21 protein-coding genes are annotated in these 21,631 nt (G+C 44.3%); 19 read left to right on the top strand and 2 right to left on the bottom strand.

The window, feature by feature from the left end:
• The 9 genes from JZU62_RS02920 to JZU62_RS02880 form a co-directional block, all read left to right on the top strand.
• Window positions 1-704, top strand: a 704-nt coding sequence (locus JZU62_RS02920) for a response regulator (protein ID WP_295011723.1), incomplete at its 5' end; no start/stop codon positions are given.
• 92 nt (window positions 705-796) lie between these two features.
• Window positions 797-1,639, top strand: coding sequence for a peptidylprolyl isomerase (locus JZU62_RS02915; protein ID WP_295011721.1), 843 nt, complete (start codon window positions 797-799; stop codon window positions 1,637-1,639).
• A gap of 215 nt (window positions 1,640-1,854) precedes the next feature.
• A complete protein-coding gene (locus JZU62_RS02910) occupies window positions 1,855-2,289 on the top strand; it encodes a MarR family transcriptional regulator (protein ID WP_295011719.1) in 435 nt (144 codons plus the stop codon).
• Entirely contained in the window at window positions 2,289-3,725 is a 1,437-nt protein-coding gene (locus tag JZU62_RS02905) for an efflux transporter outer membrane subunit (protein WP_295011717.1), read from the top strand. The genes JZU62_RS02910 and JZU62_RS02905 overlap by 1 nt, the downstream gene beginning before the upstream one ends.
• A complete protein-coding gene (locus JZU62_RS02900; RefSeq protein WP_295011715.1) occupies window positions 3,712-5,844 on the top strand; it encodes an FUSC family protein in 2,133 nt (710 codons plus the stop codon). Before JZU62_RS02905 ends, JZU62_RS02900 begins: the two co-directional genes overlap by 14 nt.
• A complete protein-coding gene (locus tag JZU62_RS02895; RefSeq protein ID WP_295011713.1) occupies window positions 5,835-6,035 on the top strand; it encodes a DUF1656 domain-containing protein in 201 nt (66 codons plus the stop codon). Before JZU62_RS02900 ends, JZU62_RS02895 begins: the two co-directional genes overlap by 10 nt.
• Window positions 6,036-6,044: 9 nt before the next feature.
• Window positions 6,045-6,950 carry an HlyD family secretion protein gene (locus tag JZU62_RS02890; RefSeq protein ID WP_295011711.1) on the top strand — a complete coding sequence of 302 codons (906 nt, stop codon included), beginning with the start codon at window positions 6,045-6,047 and terminating at the stop codon, window positions 6,948-6,950.
• 54 nt (window positions 6,951-7,004) lie between these two features.
• Entirely contained in the window at window positions 7,005-7,301 is a 297-nt protein-coding gene (locus JZU62_RS02885) for a hypothetical protein (protein WP_295011709.1), read from the top strand.
• A 17-nt stretch (window positions 7,302-7,318) separates the two neighbouring features.
• Window positions 7,319-8,161, top strand: coding sequence for a peptidylprolyl isomerase (locus JZU62_RS02880; protein WP_295011707.1), 843 nt, complete (start codon window positions 7,319-7,321; stop codon window positions 8,159-8,161).
• A 29-nt stretch (window positions 8,162-8,190) separates the two neighbouring features.
• Here the strand turns inward: JZU62_RS02880 and fbaA are convergent, their stop codons facing one another.
• The gene (fbaA, locus tag JZU62_RS02875) at window positions 8,191-9,273 is read right to left on the bottom strand and encodes a class II fructose-bisphosphate aldolase (protein WP_295011705.1); all 1,083 of its coding nucleotides are present in this window, start codon (window positions 9,271-9,273) and stop codon (window positions 8,191-8,193) included.
• A gap of 83 nt (window positions 9,274-9,356) precedes the next feature.
• Here fbaA and JZU62_RS02870 point away from each other — a divergent pair, with 83 nt between their 5' ends.
• Entirely contained in the window at window positions 9,357-10,727 is a 1,371-nt protein-coding gene (locus JZU62_RS02870) for a M23 family metallopeptidase (RefSeq protein WP_295011772.1), read from the top strand.
• Window positions 10,728-10,758: 31 nt separating this feature from the next.
• The gene (locus tag JZU62_RS02865) at window positions 10,759-12,345 is read left to right on the top strand and encodes a methyl-accepting chemotaxis protein (RefSeq protein ID WP_295011703.1); all 1,587 of its coding nucleotides are present in this window, start codon (window positions 10,759-10,761) and stop codon (window positions 12,343-12,345) included.
• On the opposite strand, the gene JZU62_RS02860 is transcribed toward JZU62_RS02865, so the two are convergent.
• Window positions 12,335-12,643, bottom strand: coding sequence for a cupin domain-containing protein (locus tag JZU62_RS02860; protein WP_295011701.1), 309 nt, complete (start codon window positions 12,641-12,643; stop codon window positions 12,335-12,337). The genes JZU62_RS02865 and JZU62_RS02860 overlap by 11 nt on opposite strands.
• A 62-nt stretch (window positions 12,644-12,705) precedes the next feature.
• Between JZU62_RS02860 and JZU62_RS02855 the strand changes: the two genes are divergently transcribed.
• The 8 genes from JZU62_RS02855 to JZU62_RS02820 form a co-directional block, all read left to right on the top strand.
• Window positions 12,706-13,212, top strand: a complete 507-nt coding sequence (locus JZU62_RS02855) for a shikimate kinase (RefSeq protein WP_295011699.1) — start codon at window positions 12,706-12,708, stop codon at window positions 13,210-13,212.
• Window position 13,213: 1 nt separating this feature from the next.
• Window positions 13,214-13,627: a thioredoxin family protein gene (locus JZU62_RS02850; RefSeq protein ID WP_295011697.1), complete on the top strand. Its 414-nt coding sequence runs from the start codon at window positions 13,214-13,216 to the stop codon at window positions 13,625-13,627.
• 12 nt (window positions 13,628-13,639) lie between these two features.
• Complete coding sequence (gene hisD / locus JZU62_RS02845; protein ID WP_295011695.1) at window positions 13,640-14,932, top strand: histidinol dehydrogenase; 1,293 nt, start codon at window positions 13,640-13,642, stop codon at window positions 14,930-14,932.
• A gap of 223 nt (window positions 14,933-15,155) precedes the next feature.
• On the top strand, window positions 15,156-15,791 hold the full coding sequence (locus tag JZU62_RS02840) for a 4Fe-4S dicluster domain-containing protein (protein ID WP_295011693.1): 636 nt from the start codon (window positions 15,156-15,158) through the stop codon (window positions 15,789-15,791).
• Entirely contained in the window at window positions 15,791-16,690 is a 900-nt protein-coding gene (gene nrfD / locus JZU62_RS02835; protein ID WP_295011691.1) for an NrfD/PsrC family molybdoenzyme membrane anchor subunit, read from the top strand. The genes JZU62_RS02840 and nrfD overlap by 1 nt, the downstream gene beginning before the upstream one ends.
• Window positions 16,691-16,703: 13 nt before the next feature.
• Window positions 16,704-20,093, top strand: coding sequence for a molybdopterin-dependent oxidoreductase (locus JZU62_RS02830; RefSeq protein ID WP_295011770.1), 3,390 nt, complete (start codon window positions 16,704-16,706; stop codon window positions 20,091-20,093).
• An 89-nt stretch (window positions 20,094-20,182) separates the two neighbouring features.
• Window positions 20,183-20,800 carry a molecular chaperone TorD family protein gene (locus JZU62_RS02825; protein ID WP_295011689.1) on the top strand — a complete coding sequence of 206 codons (618 nt, stop codon included), beginning with the start codon at window positions 20,183-20,185 and terminating at the stop codon, window positions 20,798-20,800.
• On the top strand, window positions 20,797-21,631 hold an 835-nt coding region (locus JZU62_RS02820; RefSeq protein ID WP_295011687.1), incomplete at its 3' end, for a 4Fe-4S binding protein. The genes JZU62_RS02825 and JZU62_RS02820, both read left to right, overlap by 4 nt.

Raw genomic sequence — 21,631 nt, 5'->3', positions numbered from 1 at the left:
TTCATGATCTGGTGAACCCTGCGTTGCATGAGAGTGATGTTCTTTTCTTAGATGTACCACATATCGCAACTGCACAGGTTGATGCACTCAAATCAACCTACCCAAACTTGCAAATAGTTCCTGTTCTGAAGTTGGATTACGGTGAGAAAGCAGATGCTCTTATGGATTCGGTTGCTTCGATCGTAACACTCCCTATTTTACCAAGTTCACTACATAAAACATTGGCGGTAATCTGGAAAACGATGCCAAAAGAGTATATTTCAAATTCTCACGAAGTGCAGGTTGTCCCTAGAGCAGAGAATATCAAAATTTTGGTGGCGGAAGATAATCTAATCAATCTTAAACTCCTTGAGACGATTTTACTCCAAGAAAATTTCCGTGTAATTGCTGTCGAAAACGGTCAAAAAGCGGTAGACGCTTATCTGAAGGAAGCATTTGATTTAGTGCTTATGGATATCGATATGCCTATTATGGATGGATTGATGGCAAACCGTTTGATAAAAGAAATCGATAAACGTGATGGACGCGGATTTGTTCCGGTTATCGCACTCACGGCCCACGCTCTCATCGGAGATAGAGAGCGGATTGTTGCTGCCGGATTGGATGCCCATTTAGCAAAACCGATCGATAAACACTTCCTTTTACAAACGATTGATCGCTATTTGAAAATAGCGCAACAAAAGCGTCAAGGGGATGTCGTTTAATATTGATTGTTTTTTGCGTACTATACTGACAAATGTATTATAATGCCGAGATCAAATCCCCCTCACTTAGAGGGGCAAACACAAGGATAGCAATGAAGCGATATTACAGCGCTTGGATTTTAGGTTTATTGTTGAGTGCTACCAGTGGGTCAGCCGCTGTTTTAGCTATCGTGAACGGAGATGAAATCACCTCTGATGAAGTTAATAAAGTATTGCTTGAGGGGACACAAGGGCGTTTTGACTCTCTCCCTGCCGACAAACAAAGTGAATTACGTCAGCGTATTATCGAGGGGATGATTGCTCAAGAACTCGTGTATGATGATGCAAAACGGATCGGAGTATTGGATTCAAAAGGGTACAAGCAAGAGTTGGAAGCATTGGTGGATCGACTCAAAGTACAACTTGCAGCAAAAGTATGGGAACAAGAGCAATTCGAAGCGATTAAAGTAGATGCCAAAGAGGTAAAAGCTTATTTCGATGCGAATCCTGATGAATTTGTAGATAAAGAGAAAATCCGTGCACGTCATATTTTGGTAAAAACCGAAGCAGAAGCGCAAGCGGTTATTAAAAGTATGAAGTCTCTTAGCGGAGAAAAACTCAAAAATGAGTTTATTGCTCAAGCTAAATCCAAATCAACCGGACCAAGCGCGGCTAAAGGGGGAGACCTTGGTTATTTCCCACGCGGACAAATGGTTCCATCCTTTAACGATGCCGCGTTTGCGATGAAAGAGGGGACGATGTCATCTTCTCCGGTCCAAAGCCAATTCGGATATCATGTTATTTATATCGAAGATAAAAAAGCCGCAAAAAAACTTGGTTTTGATGAGGTGAAAAATTTTATTGAACAACGTTTAAAAATGGATAAGTTTAAAGCGACCATGGAGAAGAAGATGTCTGATCTCCGCGCAAAAGCAAAAATCACTTACACTAAATAATTCTTCTTTTTTTAAAACCACTCCCGCTTGCGCGGGATTGCCAATCCTCTTTCTTATTTAAAATGATTAATCTTTCATTTATTTATCCCAATGTTTTATAGTGATTTGGTCACACATAAATTGGAGTAAAATATAATTACTAACATAATAGTTATTATAATAACCATTTAAGCTCTCCTGCTCTACAATCCCGAAAATTTTTACAAAGGATACTTATGAGCTTCGAATCCGATAAGTCGATTGCTTTTCTCCTCGCTAAAGCACGCAATGTCCTCAAAAATGAGTTCGAAAATGAACTAAAGCCGTACGCTCTTTCGTATGCTCATCGGGTTATTCTAATCCGTTTATCCGAAAAAGAGGGGCTGACTCAAAAAGAGTTGGCGCAGGATACCTATTTCGAACAATCCAATTTGACCCTTATGCTCGATAAGTTGGAGTTAAAAGGGTTGGTAAAGCGCACCTCCAAAGAGAATGATCGAAGAGCCTATATCGTGACGATCACACCTGAGGGATCAAAACTGCGAGATTTGCTCATAAAAATGGGTGAAGAGGTGATGGATAAAGCGCTACGTGGGTTGTCAACGGAACAAAAAGATGCGCTCTCCCATACGCTTCAATTAATTTATGAGAATCTCAAAAGCACAAAGTAATGGACTATTTACGGTTAGTGCTTATCGCCACGGCAGTGTTTTTGGTATCGGGATGTGTCCCTATGATCCAAAAAGCGACTCCGATGGAAGAAACTACGATTACGAACGATCTGAACAAAAGCCTTGCACAGTGGGAGCAACACGATTCTCATTTGGTACGGGAGTGGTGGAGGGGATTTGGGGATACGCAACTTGATTCACTTGTAGAGGAATCGCTAACTAGTGCGCCGAGTTTGTTAACACTTGAAGCACGATATTCTCAAGCGAATACCATCATCGCCTCCGCACAATCTCGTAATCTTCCTCATATCTCCGCTGAGGCGAGTGTTATGCGAGAACGTTTTAGTGAAAATCATATCTTCCCTGCACCGCTGGGGGGAAGTACCAATACGCAGTATCAGCCGGCATTAACCCTCGATTATGATTTTGACTTTTGGAATGAGCGCCATTCACGCATCCTCGCGGCACAAAATAATGCACTCTCCCAACGAGCCACTATCGAAGCGACAAAAATTGCCCTAAGCAGCGCCATTTGTGAAACGTACCTATCATGGAGTTATGATGAGCAAAAAATCGAAGTGTTGAGCGCTTTGGAGCAGCTATCTCGTGATGAGCTAAAGATTATCGAAAAACAGTATCAGCTTGGGTTGATCGATGGTGTTGGAATCAACACTAAAAAAAGTGACCTTGCTAAAATCAAGCAACGTGAGGAAGAGCTAAAACGCTCTATAGAGGGGAAAAAAGAGGCCATTTGTGTGTTAGGTGGATTTCTCCCCTCACGTGCAGATGGGTTTAATATGCCCCGAATTAGACAAGATTTTAGCCTTTCGCTTCCGAAGGAAGTGTTGTTAAATCTTTTAGCTCACCGTCCTGACGTGGCTATCGCAAAATATACGGCTCTTAGTAAAAGCCATACGATCGAGGAGACAAAAGCGCAATTTTATCCCAATATTAGCCTATCCGGTGCGATTGGGTTTACCTCGTTTAATTGGGCTAAACTCCTCGATCACTCCTCTTATACTCCATCTGCGGGAGTTGCTCTGTCGCTTCCGCTGTTCGATTGGGGGGAGAGAAAGGCGAATTTGCAAAACAGTGTTAGTGATTACAACGCTTCGGTGTATGAGTATAACGGCGTCATCATTAAAGCCGCAAATGAGGTTGTTATGCTCCTCAAACAATCCAAACATGTAGCGTTGCAACGGCAGTTTCATGAGGATGAGATGACGGTGAAAAAAGCAAATGAGACGATTGCCCGTAAAAAGCTTATGCAGGGGTTGAGCAATAAACTTCCCTTTCTTTCTGAACAAAAAGTGGTACGAGAGGCTGAGCTCAAAACACTCTCACTCAATGAGACCAAAACAGCACTTCAGATCAATCTGATCAAAGCATTGGGTGGCGGTTACTCTGAAGATGGAGATGAGAATGAAAGCCGATAACACGCTAATGCTCGCGGTGAAAGCATTTCCGCTTCGGCGGACGCTGAACGAGTGGCTCACCATCGACGCTGCTGTGCTAATCTATATGGCGAAAGCAATCATCGCCGCTTTATTGGCACTGTGGATCTCTATGAAACTCAACCTTCCCGATCCGAGGACGGCTATTTTTACGGTATTTATCGTTATGCAACCCCAGAGTGGATTGGTGTTTTCTAAAAGCTATTATCGCGTTTTGGGGACGATTGCCGGTGTGGGAATGTCGCTGATTATCATGGGGATGTTTGCCCAAGATCCGATCTGGTTTATCGCATTGTTTGCCCTTTGGATCGGTTTGACGACGGCTGCAGGATTTAAATATCGCAATTTTCAATTTTATGGATTTGTGTTGGCGGGATACACGTTGTGCATCGTAGCCCTACCTGTTATCGAGACCCCGTTAGAGGTGTTTGATATCGCGGTATCCCGTTTTTCCGAAGTGGTTGTCGGGATTATGAGTGCCACCATCATTAGTGATGTTATTTTTCCGCGCCGTTTGTTGGATTCGTTAATCACGAGTGAGCGGGAGCGGTTCCATAACGTCCTCTCCACTCTCCGTGATCCCCAATCCGTGTTTGCGGTATTTGATGAAAACAATCCTGCCGTCTCACGATTTTCCAGTGGGGTTGTGGGGTTGGATGCGGTTCGGATTAATAGCAATTTCGAAAGCGGAAGTGATCGACGCGAGCGGCAACATTACGCCCATCTGAATCACGAATATATGAATCTCTCCACCACGTTTCACTCCCTCAAAAGTATTGTCGCCTCGATCAAAGAAGGGCAAAAAATGGAGCTGTTACGTGCGTTGGAGTCTTTGTATCAACCGATAGTCTCGGCATTACGGACACCGCCAGAGGGGGTATTAAATCCTGAGGATTTAAATGAACTTGTGAGCGAGCTTTTAGAGGCAAAAAAAGAGGTTCAGGAACGATATGAAAGGGAGCGAATTGTGTTTGAGGGTGAAGACGAATTTACCTCGGCGGCTTATCTTATTATCCGTCTTTTACATGAGCTGCATATTCACTGTGCCACGTATCTATCTCTTTTGAAGCTCCGTTTATCGGGTACTTCATCGCGTGAATTTAGCCGTGTTGTCCGATTTTCTACCCATACCGATAATGTTTTGGTTGCATTGGCGGCATTGCGCGGGAGCGGGGTATTGCTTCTAAGTATGATGTTTTGGATATGGACGGCATGGCCTTATGCTACCCTCACCATTACGATGGCGGTGGTTATCGGGTTGTTGCTCGGGACGCTTCCGAGTCCGATTGACGGGGTCAAAGATTTTTTTAAAGGTTCTATTTTCGCTCTGATGTTTGCCGCAATTTATGATTTTTACATCATACCCGCCTACACTTCCGATCTGTTGACGCTGGGGCTTCTTCTCGCTCCGATCTTGGGTTTTGTGGGGTGGATGACGACACGACCGAAACTCCCGATCTTTTCGTTTGGGTTTGTTTTTATGTTTATGAGTCAATGTGCCCTTGATCCCTTTTATAAAATCGAACCGACTAAATTTTTGGAGAGTTCATTGGCGGCATTAATCGGAGTGATTTTCGGCGGGGTTGCTTACTTGCTGGTCAATTTTTGGTCGTGTTCCCTGACACAGCAAAGAGTTGCAAAAATCTTGCGCCGCCAGATCGTAGGGGCGTGTGAGGGGGTTTTGAATACAGAGCGCAGTGCGTTGGAGAGTACAGGACGCGATCTTGTTCAGCAGTTTTCGACACAAGGGAGATTAAATATGCGTTCCAGCCGTTTGGTTTTCGAATGGCTTCTGGCAACTTTGGAAATTGGACGTTCTATATTGGCTATACGACGGAGTGCTCAACGCTACTCGGATCTACATATCACGCGTTCACTGGAGTCGATTAAACGCTATTTTGAGACCCCCTCCGAATCAACCCAAACGGTATTGTTGGTGAGCTTAAAAGAGACAATATCCTCTCTTAGGGGTGGGGATAAACCCAGTGAAAAAATACCATTAAAGCATTTTGAGACGCTTATCACAGAATTTTCTCTGATACGTACCATATTGCTCAATTCAACAACCTTTCCCCTCTCAAAGGAGGACTCATGCCGTTAGATATTACGTTATTCGGAGTTCAGATGCCGACATTGCTCCCTATCTTTGTTATCGCTACCGTTGTGCAGATTTTATTGGATCGGATTATGTCGGATGGGGGGCTTTACAATCATGTTTGGCATCCGGGACTGTTTCGTACTGCAGTATTTGTCTGTTTGTTCACGACGCCGTGTTTACTCATTTATCGCTAAGGAACTAACATGAATAAGAATACCAAACTCGCCAAACTTTTACGTTTTGCCATCACTTTTGCCGTTGTTTCAATCGCCCTATTTTTAGGGGTGATGTTGTGGGATAACTATATGAACAGTGCATGGACGAGAGATGGGCGCGTCCGCGCTGATGTTGTGATGGTCGCACCGGATGTCGGGGGATTGGTGAGCCGTGTCTCCGTTGTCGATAACCAGTTTGTCCGCAAAGGGGAGCTGTTGTATCAAATCGATGATGTTCGCTTTCACCATGCGCTTACAGCGGCTGAAGCGATTGCACAAACACGCAAAGCCGAATATGATATGAAAAAACATCAATCCTTCCGCCGTAATGGTGCTGATTATGAAGTGGTATCGGCAGAAGAGCGTAATGACGCTCACTATGATGCTCAAATCGCTTATGCCAAATACGAGGAGGCGATGGCATTGGTAGAGAGTGAAAAACTCAATGTTGAACGCTCTGCCATCCGAGCACCGAGTGATGGCTGGATCTCTAATTTGTTACTTCGCAAAGGGGACTATGTTCAAGCGGGTGAGAAGCGCATGGCACTTATTACCAACGGATCGTTTTGGGTGTACGGCTATTTTGAGGAGCATAAACTCTCCCTTATCCACATCGGAGACAAAGCGCAAATGAAGATGTTAGGGACGAAATACGTTGTAAAAGGACATGTGGAAAGTATCGCCCGAGGGATCGCGGATCGGGATAACACGACGGACGGGCGGCTATTGGCGAATGTTAATCCGATCTTTACGTGGGTACGACTGGCTCAGCGCATTCCCGTTCGTATCCATATCGATAATGTTCCAAAAGGGTTGAAATTGAGTGCGGGCATGACCTGCTCGGTCACGATTATCCCGAATAAATCCGATCAAAGGAGTGCCCATAAACAATAATTCTCATTGGGTGATCGTTAGTATACAAAAATCAAAAAACAAGGAAATTGAATCATGAAAAAGGTAGTGGGATTAATGATAGTAGGCGTGGCAACGGTATGTTTTGCCGATGCGTTTTCTGATGGCAAAGCGGCATTAGAACAAAAGCGCAATTTTGATGCACTCAGTGCATTTACCCAATCGTGTGAGAGCGGGAACGGTACTGGGTGTTTGAATCTCGGTGCTATGTATGAAAACGGAGTCGGGACAGCTCAAAATAAATACAAAGCCTCAACCCTCTACGCACAAGCGTGTCGCGCCAAAGAAGCGTTGGGATGCGCCAATATGGCACTCTCTTACGATACTCCTTGAGGGGAAGGGAAATAACCATGAAACGATATTATGCCGCGTTGAGCATGGGCTTGTTGCTCATGGGAAATAGCGCATCGGCGGCGGTAATAGTGCGGGTTAATGATGATGAAATCACCAAAGAAGAGGTGAATAAAGTCTTGTTGGAGGGTACTCAGGGGCATTTTGATTCTCTTCCCACTGACAAACAAAACGAATTGCGCCATCGGATTATCGAAGGGATGATTGCCCAAGAGCTGGTGTATGACGATGCCCAAAAAATAGGAGTACTCGAATCCAAAGAATTTAAGCATGAATTCGATGCCCTGCAAAGTCGTTTAAAGCTACAACTCGCAGCAAAATTATGGGAGCAAGAGCAGTTTGAAGCGATCAAAGTAGATTCCAAAGAGGCAAAGAGTTATTACGATACGAATCCGAACGAATTTATCGATAAAGAGAAAATTCATGCTCGCCATATACTCGTTAAAAGTAGAGTCGAAGCTGAGTCGATCATTGCGGTTTTGAAACCATTGAGAGGTGAAAAACTCAAAAAGGAGTTTATTTCTCAAGCATCATCACAATCTATCGGTCCAAGTGCCGCTAGAGGAGGGGATTTGGGATATTTTTCGCGTGGACAAATGGTTCCTTCTTTTAACGATGCGGCATTTTCGATGCGAGTCGGTATGATCTCATCGTCTCCGGTACAGAGCCAATTCGGTTATCATATCATCTATGTCGAAGATAGAAAAGTAGCAAAAAAAATGGGGTTTGAGAGTGTCAAAATCTTGATCGAAGAGAGGTTGAAAATGGATAAGTTTAAAGCGATTATGGAGAAAAAGATGGCAGATCTTCACGCAAAAGCGAAAATAATTTATACGAAATAATTCTCCCCTATTGGGGAGAATGTCATCACTTAGTTTCGATTAATCGCATTCAAATCATCAAACGCTGATTTTACGCGACTAATCAATGTTTCTTGCCCACTACGGAGCCATTTACGCGGATCATAATATTTTTTATTCGGTTTTTCTTCACCCTCTGGGTTTCCGATTTGCCCTTGTAGGTAAGCTTTATATTTCTCATAATAATCTTTTACCCCTTCCCACGTTGCCCACTGGGTGTCGGTATCGATGTTCATTTTGATAACACCGTAGCTGATCGCTTCACGGATTTCTGCGTGGGTAGAGCCTGAACCGCCGTGGAAGACGAAGTTTACCGGTTTATCCGACGCGGTAGCAAATTTCTCTTGGATGTATTTTTGGGAGTTGTTGAGGATGATAGGGGTGAGGACGACGTTACCCGGTTTGTAGACACCGTGGACGTTTCCGAACGATGCGGCGATGGTGAAACGCTCACTCACGGCACTGAGTCTCTCATACGCATAGGCGACATCTTCAGGCTGAGTGTAAAGGAGAGCATTGTCGATACTGCTGTTGTCCACTCCGTCTTCTTCTCCTCCAGTAACGCCCAGTTCGATTTCGAGCGTCATTCCGATTTTATCCATGCGCTTCATATACTCTACACACGTCGCGACATTCTCTTCTAAAGACTCTTCGGAGAGGTCGAGCATGTGGGAGCTAAAAAGTGGTTTGCCGTATTGGGCGTAGTGTTTTTCACCTGCATCCAAAAGGGCATCAATCCACGGGAGAAGTTTGCGTGCCGCGTGGTCGGTGTGTAAGATGACGGGGATACCGTACAGTTCCGCCATGGCATGAACGTGCATGGCTCCGGCAATGGCTCCGGCGATGGCCGCTTTTTCATTCTCGTTACTGATCCCTTTTCCGGCGTAATAGCTCGCTCCGCCGTTGGAGAATTGGATGATAACAGGAGAATTAACCACTTTTGCCGCTTCGAGGACACCGTTGATTGAGTCGGTATTGACCACATTGACCGCAGGGAGTGCAAATCCCTCTTGTTTTCCAATTTCAAAGAGTTTTTGAACATCGTCACCGAAAATCACTCCCGGCTTCATTACATCTAAAATTTTTACGGACATTGCTTTTACCCCACACTTAAAATTGACGATATTATACTCTTAGAGCAATAATGTTAGAATTAAAATAAAAGGGAGTTGTTTTGGTGCGTATCGTTCTTGCATTTTTTATCAGCTATGGGATACTATTCGCCGCTTCTGCCCCCTTAGTCTTTAACACACTTGTCGAACCGCTCCAAAAAAGTACGACCTCTATTGAAAAACTGAGCCAAAAGCCCGTTATGGAACCTAACAAACATATTTTACGAAATTTTTTGAACGGGGTTGAAGCGACATTGAGTGTAGGTCGTGAACTCTCCGATGCTAACAAAGTGGATAGTGAGCTTTTAAACGCCTATCTCAAAGAGTTGCGTGAGCTTTCCCGTACAAAAGAGTCCATCGATGTGTTGTATCGAAAATCGCTCAATACCGCTATGGCACAGTCGGATAAAAAGAGCTTTGAAGATTTGGTTTCTGTACCCCTTGATCCTCTGAATCATCCTCGTATCCGCTCTGAAGTGATTGCATTTTATCAAAAAAACTATCCGCACCATTCGATAAAAAGTATCGATGCACTCTGTGATGAGCAGGAGCTTGAGGAAAAAAGTATCAAAATCTCTGCTGAGCAAGAGCAGGCGTATGAAGAACATTTGCGTATTCTAAAACGTTCCGAAGTCTCCGGAGTTAAAAAGATAGCGCAGATCGGTTCACGTAACAGCGTCATTTTAAGTGCAGACTCTAATGGAGCGGGAGGATTTGAGTTCGAAGCGGAAAATCTAAATCCCTATACCGTAACGATGAGTATCGATTTTGAGTATTTGAACAATCTTAAAGCCTCCGGTAAAACACCGTTGTTTATTGAGATTCCGGGGCGGAGTAAAAAAAGAGTCTTGGAGCTTGCCCGTATCTCTTCTGCTTCTGAGGTTAATTACCGCTCATCGTACGGGTGGGTACGAGGTTCAGCATTTGCGGTGCATCAAGAGAGTTATGTTTATAAACTTCCTTTTATCTCGGGTGGGGTTGTCCGTGTTTCTCAAGGGTATCACGGGGAGACATCGCATAAAGGACTCTCCGCGTATGCGGTCGATTTTCCGGTTCCGGTGGGGACACCGATTTATGCCGCGCGTGAGGGGATCGTGGTTGGAGCAGAGGGGAGCAATAATTTTGGCGGTGCAAGTCCTGAATATCGTCAATACGCTAATTATGTCATTATCGAGCATAGCGATGGGACGATGGGGAACTATTACCATTTGAAACAAGAGGGTGCTGTTGCGGTGATCGGTCAAAAAGTTTCCAAAGGTGATTTTATAGGATACTCGGGAAATACGGGGTACAGCAGTGGTCCGCATCTTCATTTTAGTGTTAGCAAAGTCGATCCAATCTCGATGCGTCGCCCGATGAATTTGCCGATTAAAATGCAGAGCGCAGAGGGAATTGTAACTTTGCCTCGCAAAGGTGACCGATATACGGTACAATAAGGAACACAGATTATAACGGTGGAGTTTCGCAATGTTTAATACAGTAAAATCGAAAATTATTTTTTCTACACTACTTTTTAGTTTTATGGGATTGGGTGCCATTTATTGGTATTTAACGACAACTTTCAATGACTTTTCAAACGAGACCGCCAAGCGTTCACTAAACATGCTCAGTGAATCGATTTTTCAAACACTCACTGGGAGCATGTTGGCAGGTGATCCGGCAGTTGTTGCTGAAACGATTGACAAAGCACAAAAAATCGACGGGATTTCAGCCTTAAAGGTAGAAAAGTCTGAAGGGGTAATTGAGTTACTCGCTCCTGATGCCAAATTTACGGAAGATCCGCTCATCAAAGAGGTGTTTAAAACCAAAAAACCTCAAGTGATCGAAAATACGAATGGTAAGCATACTATTCGTCTTCTTCAGCCTCTTATTGCGGAAGAAAAATGCTTGGCGTGTCATACCAATATGCAGTCAGGGGATGTATTAGGGGTTATGGATTTAGTCATTTCGCTGGAAAAAAATGATGCCGAGATTAATAAAACTCAAACTATCTTATTAATAGCACTGAGTATTGTCGTTATTACATTTATATCGGTTATGAATATCTTCTTTGGACGAGAGGTTTTAACTCCGTTAGAGGTATTAAGAAGTCGTATCGGTGCTTTAGTTAGTGGGGATAAAGATTTAACCAAACGTCTTGAAGTAGTGAAAAAAGATGAGTTTGCTGATGCAGCAAAAGCGGTCAATAATTTTGTTTCTATGGTACAAGAGACGGTGAATGAAGTGAAAGACTTAGGCCGTCAAAACTCTATGATTGCAACAACTATCACTAAAGCAACCCAAATTATTTCAGGCGGAGTTGAGCAAGAACGGCTAATCGTTGAAGCAACAACCCAAAAGAGTCATTCGATTAAAGAAATTTTATCGGGCGCTATTGCTGTATCAGAACAAACTCAGCGCAATGTCGCGAATGCCAACGGAGAGTTGTTGACGGCAAAAGATGCGCTAACCAAATTGGTTCATGAGGTCGAGGGGTATATTGAAACGGAGCAGGAGATGGCTTCACAGCTCATTTCTCTCCGTAATGATGCCGATCAAGTCAAAAATGTCCTCGGAGTTATTAAAGATATAGCTGATCAAACCAACCTTCTGGCACTAAATGCCGCGATCGAAGCGGCACGTGCGGGTGAACACGGGAGAGGATTTGCTGTTGTTGCTGATGAGGTACGAAAACTTGCAGAGCGAACCCAAAAAAGTTTGACCGAAATTGAGATCAGCGTGGGGACGATTGTTCAGGCAATCAATGATGTTAGCGATAAAATGGGTGATAATGCCAATAATATGAATGAACTTACCGTCATCTCCAATGAAGTGGAAGATAAAATCTCCGCAACATCGTCTGAAATGGAACGTTCCGTGAGTGTTGCTGAGAGATCATACAACGATTCAGTGGAAGTAGTCGGACATATCGAGTGGATTATAGAAAAAATTTCTGAAATCAATGTCGTTTCTGAAGCAAATCGCCACAGTGTCGAACAAATTCAAAATGATTCTGCACAGCTAATGCAAGTAGCACAATCGCTCTCCGCGCGCATCAATGAGTTTAAAAGCTAAATACGCCGATCCAAAGGGCGTTTTTAGAGGTTGAAAGTATTCGATGCACTCTATGTTTCGGGATAAAAAAATAATCTCCTTTTTGAAGCGTAAAGATTTGGTTATCCATTTCAATCGACGCTTTTCCTTCTAATAGTATCACCCATTCATCTTCCTCTTGATTGTATAGCTCACCAGGAATTTTAAGCCATGAACGAATGGCTTCGATTTTGAATGTACTGGTTTGAAAAAGGGGCAAAAATATTTCATTATTTTCGGTGGGTTCGTTGAGATCAGAGAGATTTGCGATTCGAATCAAGAAGCACTCCTAAGTTAACGCGTGATATGATTGCATCATTATAAACCAACAGCAGAGAATTTATGAAAAATATTGTTTTAATCGGCTTTATGGGTGTCGGAAAAGGTTCCGTAGCGCGTGAGATACTCAAGCAATCGGATCTGGTTGCTTTGGATACGGATGATATTATCGAGAGTATGGAAAACCGCCGTATCAAAAAAATATTTGCCGAAGAGGGTGAAGAGTATTTTCGGGAGTTGGAGCGTAAAGTTGCCCGTTGGCTCCAAAAAGAGGTTAGAGGGACATTGATCTCTACCGGAGGGGGCTTTTTCAAAGTTCCGAATCTAAAAAAAATCGGGACAATTGTCTATCTGTCCGCACCGTTTGAGACAATTCACAGTCGTATTCTCTCCCATCCCGATGCGGAGAAAAAGTTACGCAAACGCCCTTTAATGCAAGACATTGAGAAAGCGATCAAACTTTATGATGAGCGATCCGTTCTTTATAAAAAAGTAGCCGATATTACGATTGATGTAACGAACAAAGAGATTGCCGATGTCGCCAAAGAGATACTCAAAAAGGTCAAATAAGATGAATAAAATTATTTTTGTACTTTTGCTATCAGCATTTTCGCTCTTCGGTGCGGAGGTTAAATGGGAAAAAGATCTCTCTTCTGCTGTGCAAAGAGCGGATAAAGAACATAAGCCGTTAATGGTATTGGTAACAAAAAACGGGTGCCGATGGTGTGATATATTCAAACAAAAAACCCTCACCAACCCAAAAGTAGTTGCGATTTTAAATCGTGACTTTGTTGTTTATGAGGGGGTTGTGGATGAGGGAAGCGTACCACCATCACTAATGACGCAAGGGACACCCGCCACATGGTTTATAAAAGGAAAAACACCAATGTTTGAACCGATCATGGGAGCCGCTGAGAGTGGAGATTTCCTTGAAGCGCTGGATATTGTGAAACAAGAGTACAAAAAAAATGCGACGAACAAGTAAAAAGGAGAGTTAATGACCCTAATTCATACCAATGAACCCAATTTTAAATCTGTTTTCAGTGAGCTTTTAGGGCGTGGAAAAATGGATATGGAACACGTATCCACCATTGTTAAAGGGCTTATCGATGAGATCCGCGCCGATGATGATGCCGCGCTGATTCGTCATATTGAGAAATTTGATCGATGGAGCCCAACAAGTGGTGCAGAGTTACGTATCGATACGGCGGATATGAAACGTGCGTATGAAGCGTTGGAACCGACACTTAAAGCATCATTGCATTTGGCGTATGATCGCATTCGAGTTTATCACGAAAAACAGCTTCCCAAAAGCTGGTTCGATACCGAAGCCAACGGAACGATTTTAGGGCAGAAAGTGACTCCTGTGGATCGTGCGGGTCTTTATATCCCCGGAGGAAAAGCGGCATATCCGAGTTCTTTGCTTATGAATGTGATCCCCGCTCAAGTCGCAGGGGTAGAGCATATCGTGGTTACGACACCGACTCCCGATAATGAGCCGAATGAACTGTTACTGGCGGCGTGTCATTTGTGCGGAGTAACCGAAGTGTTCAAGGTCGGTGGAGCCAGTGCCATTGCGGCAATGGCGTATGGTACGGCAACGATTCCAAAAGTGGATGTTATCACGGGTCCGGGTAATATTTTCGTTGCGACCGCGAAAAAAATGGTCTTTGGAGAGGTCAATATCGATATGATCGCAGGACCGAGTGAGATCGGAGTGTTAGCCGATGATTCGGCGAACCCCGTACATATCGCGATTGATTTGCTCTCTCAGGCGGAACACGATGAGATGGCAAGCTCTATTTTGATCACACCGTCTCAAAAATTCGCAGATGCGTGCGCGGTAGAGATCGAAGTGTGGTTGAAAAAGCTTCCGCGTGAAGCGATTGCTCGAAAATCGATTGAAGAACGTGCCGCGATTATCGTAACCGAGACGATGGAAGAGGCGGTAGCTCTGATGAACGAGATTGCCCCTGAGCATCTCGAAGTAGCGACCGATAACCCTTTTGCACTTCTCCCTTCGATCAAACACGCAGGGGCGATATTCTTAGGTCACTATACTCCCGAAGCTATCGGTGATTATGTAGCAGGACCAAACCATACTCTCCCTACCGGTGGGACGGCGAGATTTTACTCACCGCTTGGGGTGGAGAACTTTATGAAGAAGTCCTCAATAATCTCCTTTTCATGTCAAGCGATCAATGAAATCGGTGAAGCATGTGCCCTTATCGCTCATACTGAAGGACTTGGTGCACACGAAGCATCGGTTCGCTGCCGCTTAGAAAAATAATTCTTTTTTATTCTTCCTCCCCCTTTGCGGGAAACATTTACAAACGGTAACATATCAAAAAGTTATAGCAAAATGAGTTTAGCATTTAGTTTTTGTTTATTCTATTTTAGCTATTATCGATCCAGCAGTAATGCCGTTAAATGCCTGTAATCACGGCATCAAATAAAGATTATTCATCTACCTTATGAGTAGTCGTTACGTGAATCAGGAACAAGGAGAATATATGCAATTGGGTTTCTTGGTAGACCTTCATCTCTGTATGGGATGTAAGGGCTGTGAGATTGCTTGTAAAGTGGAAAATGAAGTTCCACTTAGTACATGGCGTCTACGTGTTAAATATGTTGATGTGGGAACTTTCCCCGAAACGAAGCGGACATTCACTCCTCTTCGTTGTAATCACTGTGCCAATGCACCATGTGAACGTATTTGTCCGGTTAGTGCATTACACTATCTCGAAAACGGTATCGTAAACATTGATAAAGAGCGTTGTATCGGATGTGCGGGATGTGTCATGGCGTGTCCGTACGGTGCGATTTATATCGATCCTCAAACTCAAACGGCGGATAAATGTACCTATTGTGCTCACCGTGTCGCGAGTTCTATGATGCCATCGTGTGTCGTAGCGTGTCCGGTAGAAGCAAATATTTTCGGCGATTTGGATGATCCGATGTCAAGCATCAGCAAGTACATCCAATCCCACCAAGGCAATGTACAGGTGCGTAAAGTGGAAAAAGGGACCGATCCGCACCACTTCTATGTTGGTGGCGGTAATGTTCAGCTTAATCCGTTGGCATCGTTCCGAGGTGAGGGTCATAACCTCTTTAATAATCTTAAACATCTCCCTATAGGAGGGCACTAATGGTACACGAAACACTAGCAGCTACAAACGCCATTGTAACTCTTGACGTGGCACTTCCTGGGATCGTTTGGGGTTGGATCATCACGATGAATATGTGGGCAAAAAGTATCGGTACCGGTATTATTTTTATTACTTTTTTCTTGTTGAAAAAATATCCGGAACAAACCGGTTTTATCCGTTTTCCCTCAGTTGCGATTTCAATCGTATTTATCCATATTTTCCTGTTTTTTACGGTCATCGATTTACACCAAATGTTCCGTTTTTGGCACATTTTCTTCTATCCGCATCTGACATCGGCGATTACCATCGGTGCATGGATGGCTACCGGTTTCGTCGGTCTTTTGTTGGCGATGGCGTATGCGATTTACATGAAAAAAGACGAAGCGATGTACGACAAATATTTGGGATGGGCTATGTTATTAGCAATTCCGGTTACGCTGTACACCGCAGGATTGATGGCAGAGTCAACCGCGCGTGAGTTGTGGCAAATGCCGACTGAGTCGGCGCAAATGATCTTGGCGGCATTGCTCGCAGGGTCTGCAACGATGATTCTCCTCGGCGGAAACAAATTCTCTGATGCGGTTAAAAAAGATTTAGCACTTATTTTGGGTCTTAGTGCGGCGGCAGCATTTATCCTCTACATGTCTGAGCTTATTTTCGGCGGGATGAAAGCCGAAGAGGTAGCGGCGACATTGGCATTTGTTAAAGGTGGTGAATACACTGCAATGTTCTGGATCGGTCAAGTGATGGCATTCTTGGTTCCGATGGCATTGGTATGTGTGAGTTTGAAAAACAAATCGTATTATTTGTTAAAAATCGCTGCCGTATCGGCGTTGGTCGGTTTGTGGGTGAGCAAACACGTTTGGCTTGTTATTCCACAATTGTTAAATATGAGCTAAGAGGTAGATTATGATGTATTTAGAAAGTAGAAGAACATTTTTAAAAGGGACTGCGCTCACTGTAGCCGGTGCCGCGATTGCGAAGGGTGTATTTTCCACCGATGCAGCGGCTGAATCGATTGAGAAAAGCAAGTTCACCAATACACCGGATAATTTGTCCTTTTACCCGCCTCAAGATCAATGGAACCATTTCCAAGAACTTAGCGGTGTAGACTGGAAGCGTGGTGGTATCGACCGTCACGGCGTACAAAGCGAAGAGAACCCTGATGGTATCTATGTCAACGATTTCATGATCGTACCGACAGCATGTTCGAACTGTGAAGCTTCATGTGGACTCACGGCATGGATCGACAAAAAGACCTTTACCGTTAAAAAGTACATGGGTAATCCATTCCATACAGGTTCACGCGGACGTAACTGTGCGAAAGGGTACGCGGTTCAATCGCAAATGTACGATCCTGATCGTATCCCGTTCCCACTCAAACGTGCCCCTGGTTCAAAACGTGGTGAGGGTAAATGGATCCGTACCACATGGGATGAGGCGATGACTACCATCGGTAAAAAAATGGCGGATACGATTCGTAAAGGGGATCTACTCTCCAAAAAATCGGTAATGTACCATGTCGGTCGCCCGAATGAAAACGGTTTTGTCCCTCAAATATGGGAAACATTGGGTCTTGATTCGTACAACTCCCATACGAATATCTGTTCTTCCAATGGTCGTACACCAACGATTTGGACAGCAAACGATGACCGTACCAGTCCTGACTGGGCAAATGCAAAATTGATTTTCTTGAACTCATCCCATGCGGCGGATGCAGGTCACTATTTTGCACAATCGGCGGCATTTATCGCCGATGCCCGTAAAAAAGGTGCGAAGCTAGTCGTTATGGACCCTCGTATGTCGAACTCTGCGGGGATGTCTGATCTGTGGATCGCGGCATGGCCGGGAACGGAAGCGGCGATTTATCTTTATTTGGCAAACCGTATCCTAAATGAAAATATGACCGATAAAAAGTTTGTTAAAAAATGGTTCAACTGGGAAACCTTGATGAACGATTCTGAGCATTTGAATTTTATGCTTGAGAAAAAACAGATTACAAAGCTTCCTGCGGGGCGTGATTTTGATAGCTATATCGAACTTCTTAAAGATATGTACGCACCGTATACCCTTGATTATGCGGTAAAAGAGACCCATGTACCGGCGTATAAACTCGAAAAACTCTATGAGATGTTTATTTGGGCGGGGGATGCGATCTCTACGTATATCTGGCGTGCAGCTGCTGCGGGTAACCGTGGTGCATGGATGGGTGGACGTGCGGCGTATTTCTGTATCGGTCTTCGCGGAGCAATCGGAACCGAGGGGGGAACATTCTTCCACCACTGGCATGTTATCTCTGTCTCTGGTAAGGGTGGAAGCTCAACCGTAGGTCAAGGGATTTCGGGTGCGGATGTACCGAAAGTACAAGCGTGGAATGAACTTACATGGCCACCTGAGTGGCCGTTGTCAACGTATGAGATGTCATATCTTCTTCCGCATCTTTTGAGTGATACGGCGTGGCAGAAAAAATGGAATGACCGTGGTTTAACTGTACCGAGTAAACTCGCGGTATGGATCCCTCGTATGTACAATCCGGTTTGGATCAATCCGGACGGATTCCGTTGGATCGAAGTACTCAAAGATGAGTCAAAAATGGAACTCACCATGAACCTCTCTCCGGTATGGTCGGAAACCAACTGGTACATGGACTATGTCCTCCCTGTAGGGCTTGCGGGAGAGCGCCACGATCAACACTCTGAAGCAACATTCCCGGCACGTTGGACGACGTTCCGTCAGCCGGTATTACGTGTAGCACTAGAGAAATCGGGATGGAAAGCTAAAAATCCTGCCCGTGCAACGCTCGAAGCGCATATTAAAGCGGGTCTGGGTGAAGTATGGGAAGAGAATGAGTTCTGGTTCCAACTTTGTACCGACTTTATCGATCCGGATGGCTCTCTCGGTATCAAAAAAATGTGGGAATCTAAACGTCATCCTGGCAAAACAGTTACTATCGCCGAGTGGTACGATGCAGCGTTCGGAGATAACTTGCCGAAACTCAAAGAAACGGCTACGAATGACCCACGCTATATGAATGAAGAGTTCCCTGTTTATTCGTATCTTCGTGATTACGGTTTTTGGATGGAAGAGGATAAAATCTACCATGCAATGGAGCGTGAGCTAAAAATGGAAGAGGGTGAAGTAATTTCACACGGTCATAAATTTGACGCCGGATCAATGAGTGTCGGTGCAGGTGGAATTATCAAAGCTCTCGATCACAAGGGTAAAGAAAAAGCCATCGGTGTTGAGATTGACGGCAAGAAAATGGAAGGGTTTGCAACCCTTTCTAAAAAGTTAGAGTTCTATACTCAGTGGGCTACGGATTGGCATTGGAGAGAGTATGCAATGCCGTTCTATCCGCGTAATGAGGATGAGAAAAACGAATACGTTCACTTGGTCTCACACGTCAACCATAAATATATGACCGAAGAGAACTCATTTGCGCTCAATACGGTATTCCGTTTGCCATATAACATTCATACCCGTTCAGCAAACTCGAAACACCTTATGGAGATCTCTCAAAACCATGACCCGATTTGGATTTCGACTAAAGATGCACAACGTCTCGGATTCAAACGCGGTGATGCAATCCGTGTTCGTATCGTCGATACCGTTTCAGGGTTAGAGGGGGGACATTTTGTCGCAATGGCAGTTCCGACCGAGGGTGTCCTTCCTGGAACACTCGCGTGTTCTCACCATGGCGGACGCTGGAAGCTCACCAATGCGGTTACGATTCCAAACGGCGTAAGCGATGGAAAAGTGGCACCGGGTGTCGCTCCTCGTGATTTGAATAACAAGGAGTTCCTAGCAGAATCTCCGGCGAATGTCGGTAAAGCAGGCGGACAAAGTATTATTGACGATTACGAAGGGACGACGGGGCTTAACAGCTTCGGGGTTCCGGTTGCTGAGATCCAAATGGACGGTAAAGTAGGTAAACTCAAATATGTTGAGGGGATCAAACCGTTCCATACCGCGCGTTTTGCCGACTACAACCGAGATTCGGGTAATATCTGGTGGGATGGTTTGAGCGGTTCATGGCAAAATGCCGTTGCGGCTCCTCATCCAGACCCTGTTTCAGGTATGCACTGCTGGCACCATAAAGTTCTACTAGAGCCGGCTCAAGCGGGAGATAAAATCGGGGATATTTTCGTGAACTACGACAATAACCTCAAAGTCTACCAAGCATGGAGAGATACATTGACGCGCGGATTGGATTCAAATTCAACCCTTCGACGTCCTCGCCATATTAAACGCCCATGGGTCAACCTCGATCCATCGGTCTACGAGGTTAATATCAAGTCGTAAGACTTGATAAACCCTTATAACCTGCACTTCTTATGCGCGTTTCAGTCACATAAGCTACAATCACGCTACTTTATTAAAGGTTTTTACGAATGGATGAAATTATCGCACGCAGTAATTTATATGCGTTGTTGTCACGAATATTGCTCCAAGAGCTGGATGTGGAGCGTTTAGAAATTCTTCGAAACGACGAAACGGTTTTAGAATTTATGCCCCATTGGCGTGATTGGGAACCTCGTAAAAATATCGAAGCACAACAGCTTTTAGAAGAGTATTTGAATCCCGATTTTACAAACCTCTCTTTACTTCATTTGGTACCGTATGAGACGTTTTACACGCGAAGTGACCAAATGATCGAGACGGGCGGTGCTAATCCTGTTACCGACATTTATAGTGCGTATGATTTTCTCGTTGATTATGAAGTTGCACGTGTTGTGTCTGCGGATCATATCGGTATCGAGTTGGAGTTTATGCACCATTTGTGTGAAGCTCAGCTGCGTGCGATGGAAGAAGCCGATCATGAAGCGGTACAAGAGCTGATCAAAGTTCAGCATAATTTTCTCAATTCCCATTTATTGAAATGGGCACCGATGTATCTCATCAACATGAAATACGAGTCTCGTACCCCTTTGTATTACGACAGCGCAGAGATGGCGTTAGAATTTATCCTCTCCGATAATGAAACCTTGAGCGGACTGGTTCAGGCGTGAGTCTACTAGAGCTATCACCTGCACGATGCGTTCGAGCGCTGAGTGTCAACTCAGAGTGTTCACACTGTAGTGATAGTTGTCCGACAAGTGCGATCACACTGATGGGAAGGCTCCCTGCAATCAACCAATCGCTTTGCGTAGGATGTGCTGGGTGTGTGGCGGTATGTCCGAGTGAAGCGTTAGTGTTGGATGATTTTAATCCAACGGAATTTTTCTTTTCCTTTCTTAACGATGACGAGAGTGTTATTTCATGTCAAAAAAATATTCCCTGCATTGCTGCTCTCTCGCCAGAGCATTTAATTTCGCTTTGCAGTCTTAAAAAAGCTTTGGTGCTTGATAGCGGACATTGTAGTGGTTGTGACATTGGCTCTTATGTTCTGGAAATGATGGCGGAGAGAATCCAATGTGCGAATTATCTCCTCGAAGCGATAGAGGTTGAGAGTCGTGTGGTATGTGAAAATATCTGTTACCGTAGTGACGAGGTAGATGGGCATAAAGATCGGAGAGATTTTTTCAAAACGTTTCATCTGCGCGAGATTGCAAAAGCTAAACACGATTTTGACAAAGAGGTACGAAGTACTACCGATGAATTTATTCAAGCAAGTATTGACAGTTCTCATACCCAAGAGCTTAGGACGAAAAAGATCACGGATCGGCGGAAACTCTTTTTTACGGCACTGAAGCGCATAGAGAAGCCATCACAGTTTCATGTCGTCGATGCTTCGATGATAGAGTTTACGTCACAAAAGATTATGGATGAGACTAAATGCACCGCGTGTCAGATGTGTTATCGTATTTGTCCTACGGCAGCGTTGACTTCTGATATGCGCA

It is taken from the genome of Sulfuricurvum sp., assembly GCF_019163035.1.
Classification (GTDB): domain Bacteria; phylum Campylobacterota; class Campylobacteria; order Campylobacterales; family Sulfurimonadaceae; genus Sulfuricurvum.
The sequence above is the reverse complement of the archived record's forward strand: the minus strand, read 5'-3'. Positions and strand labels throughout refer to the sequence as shown.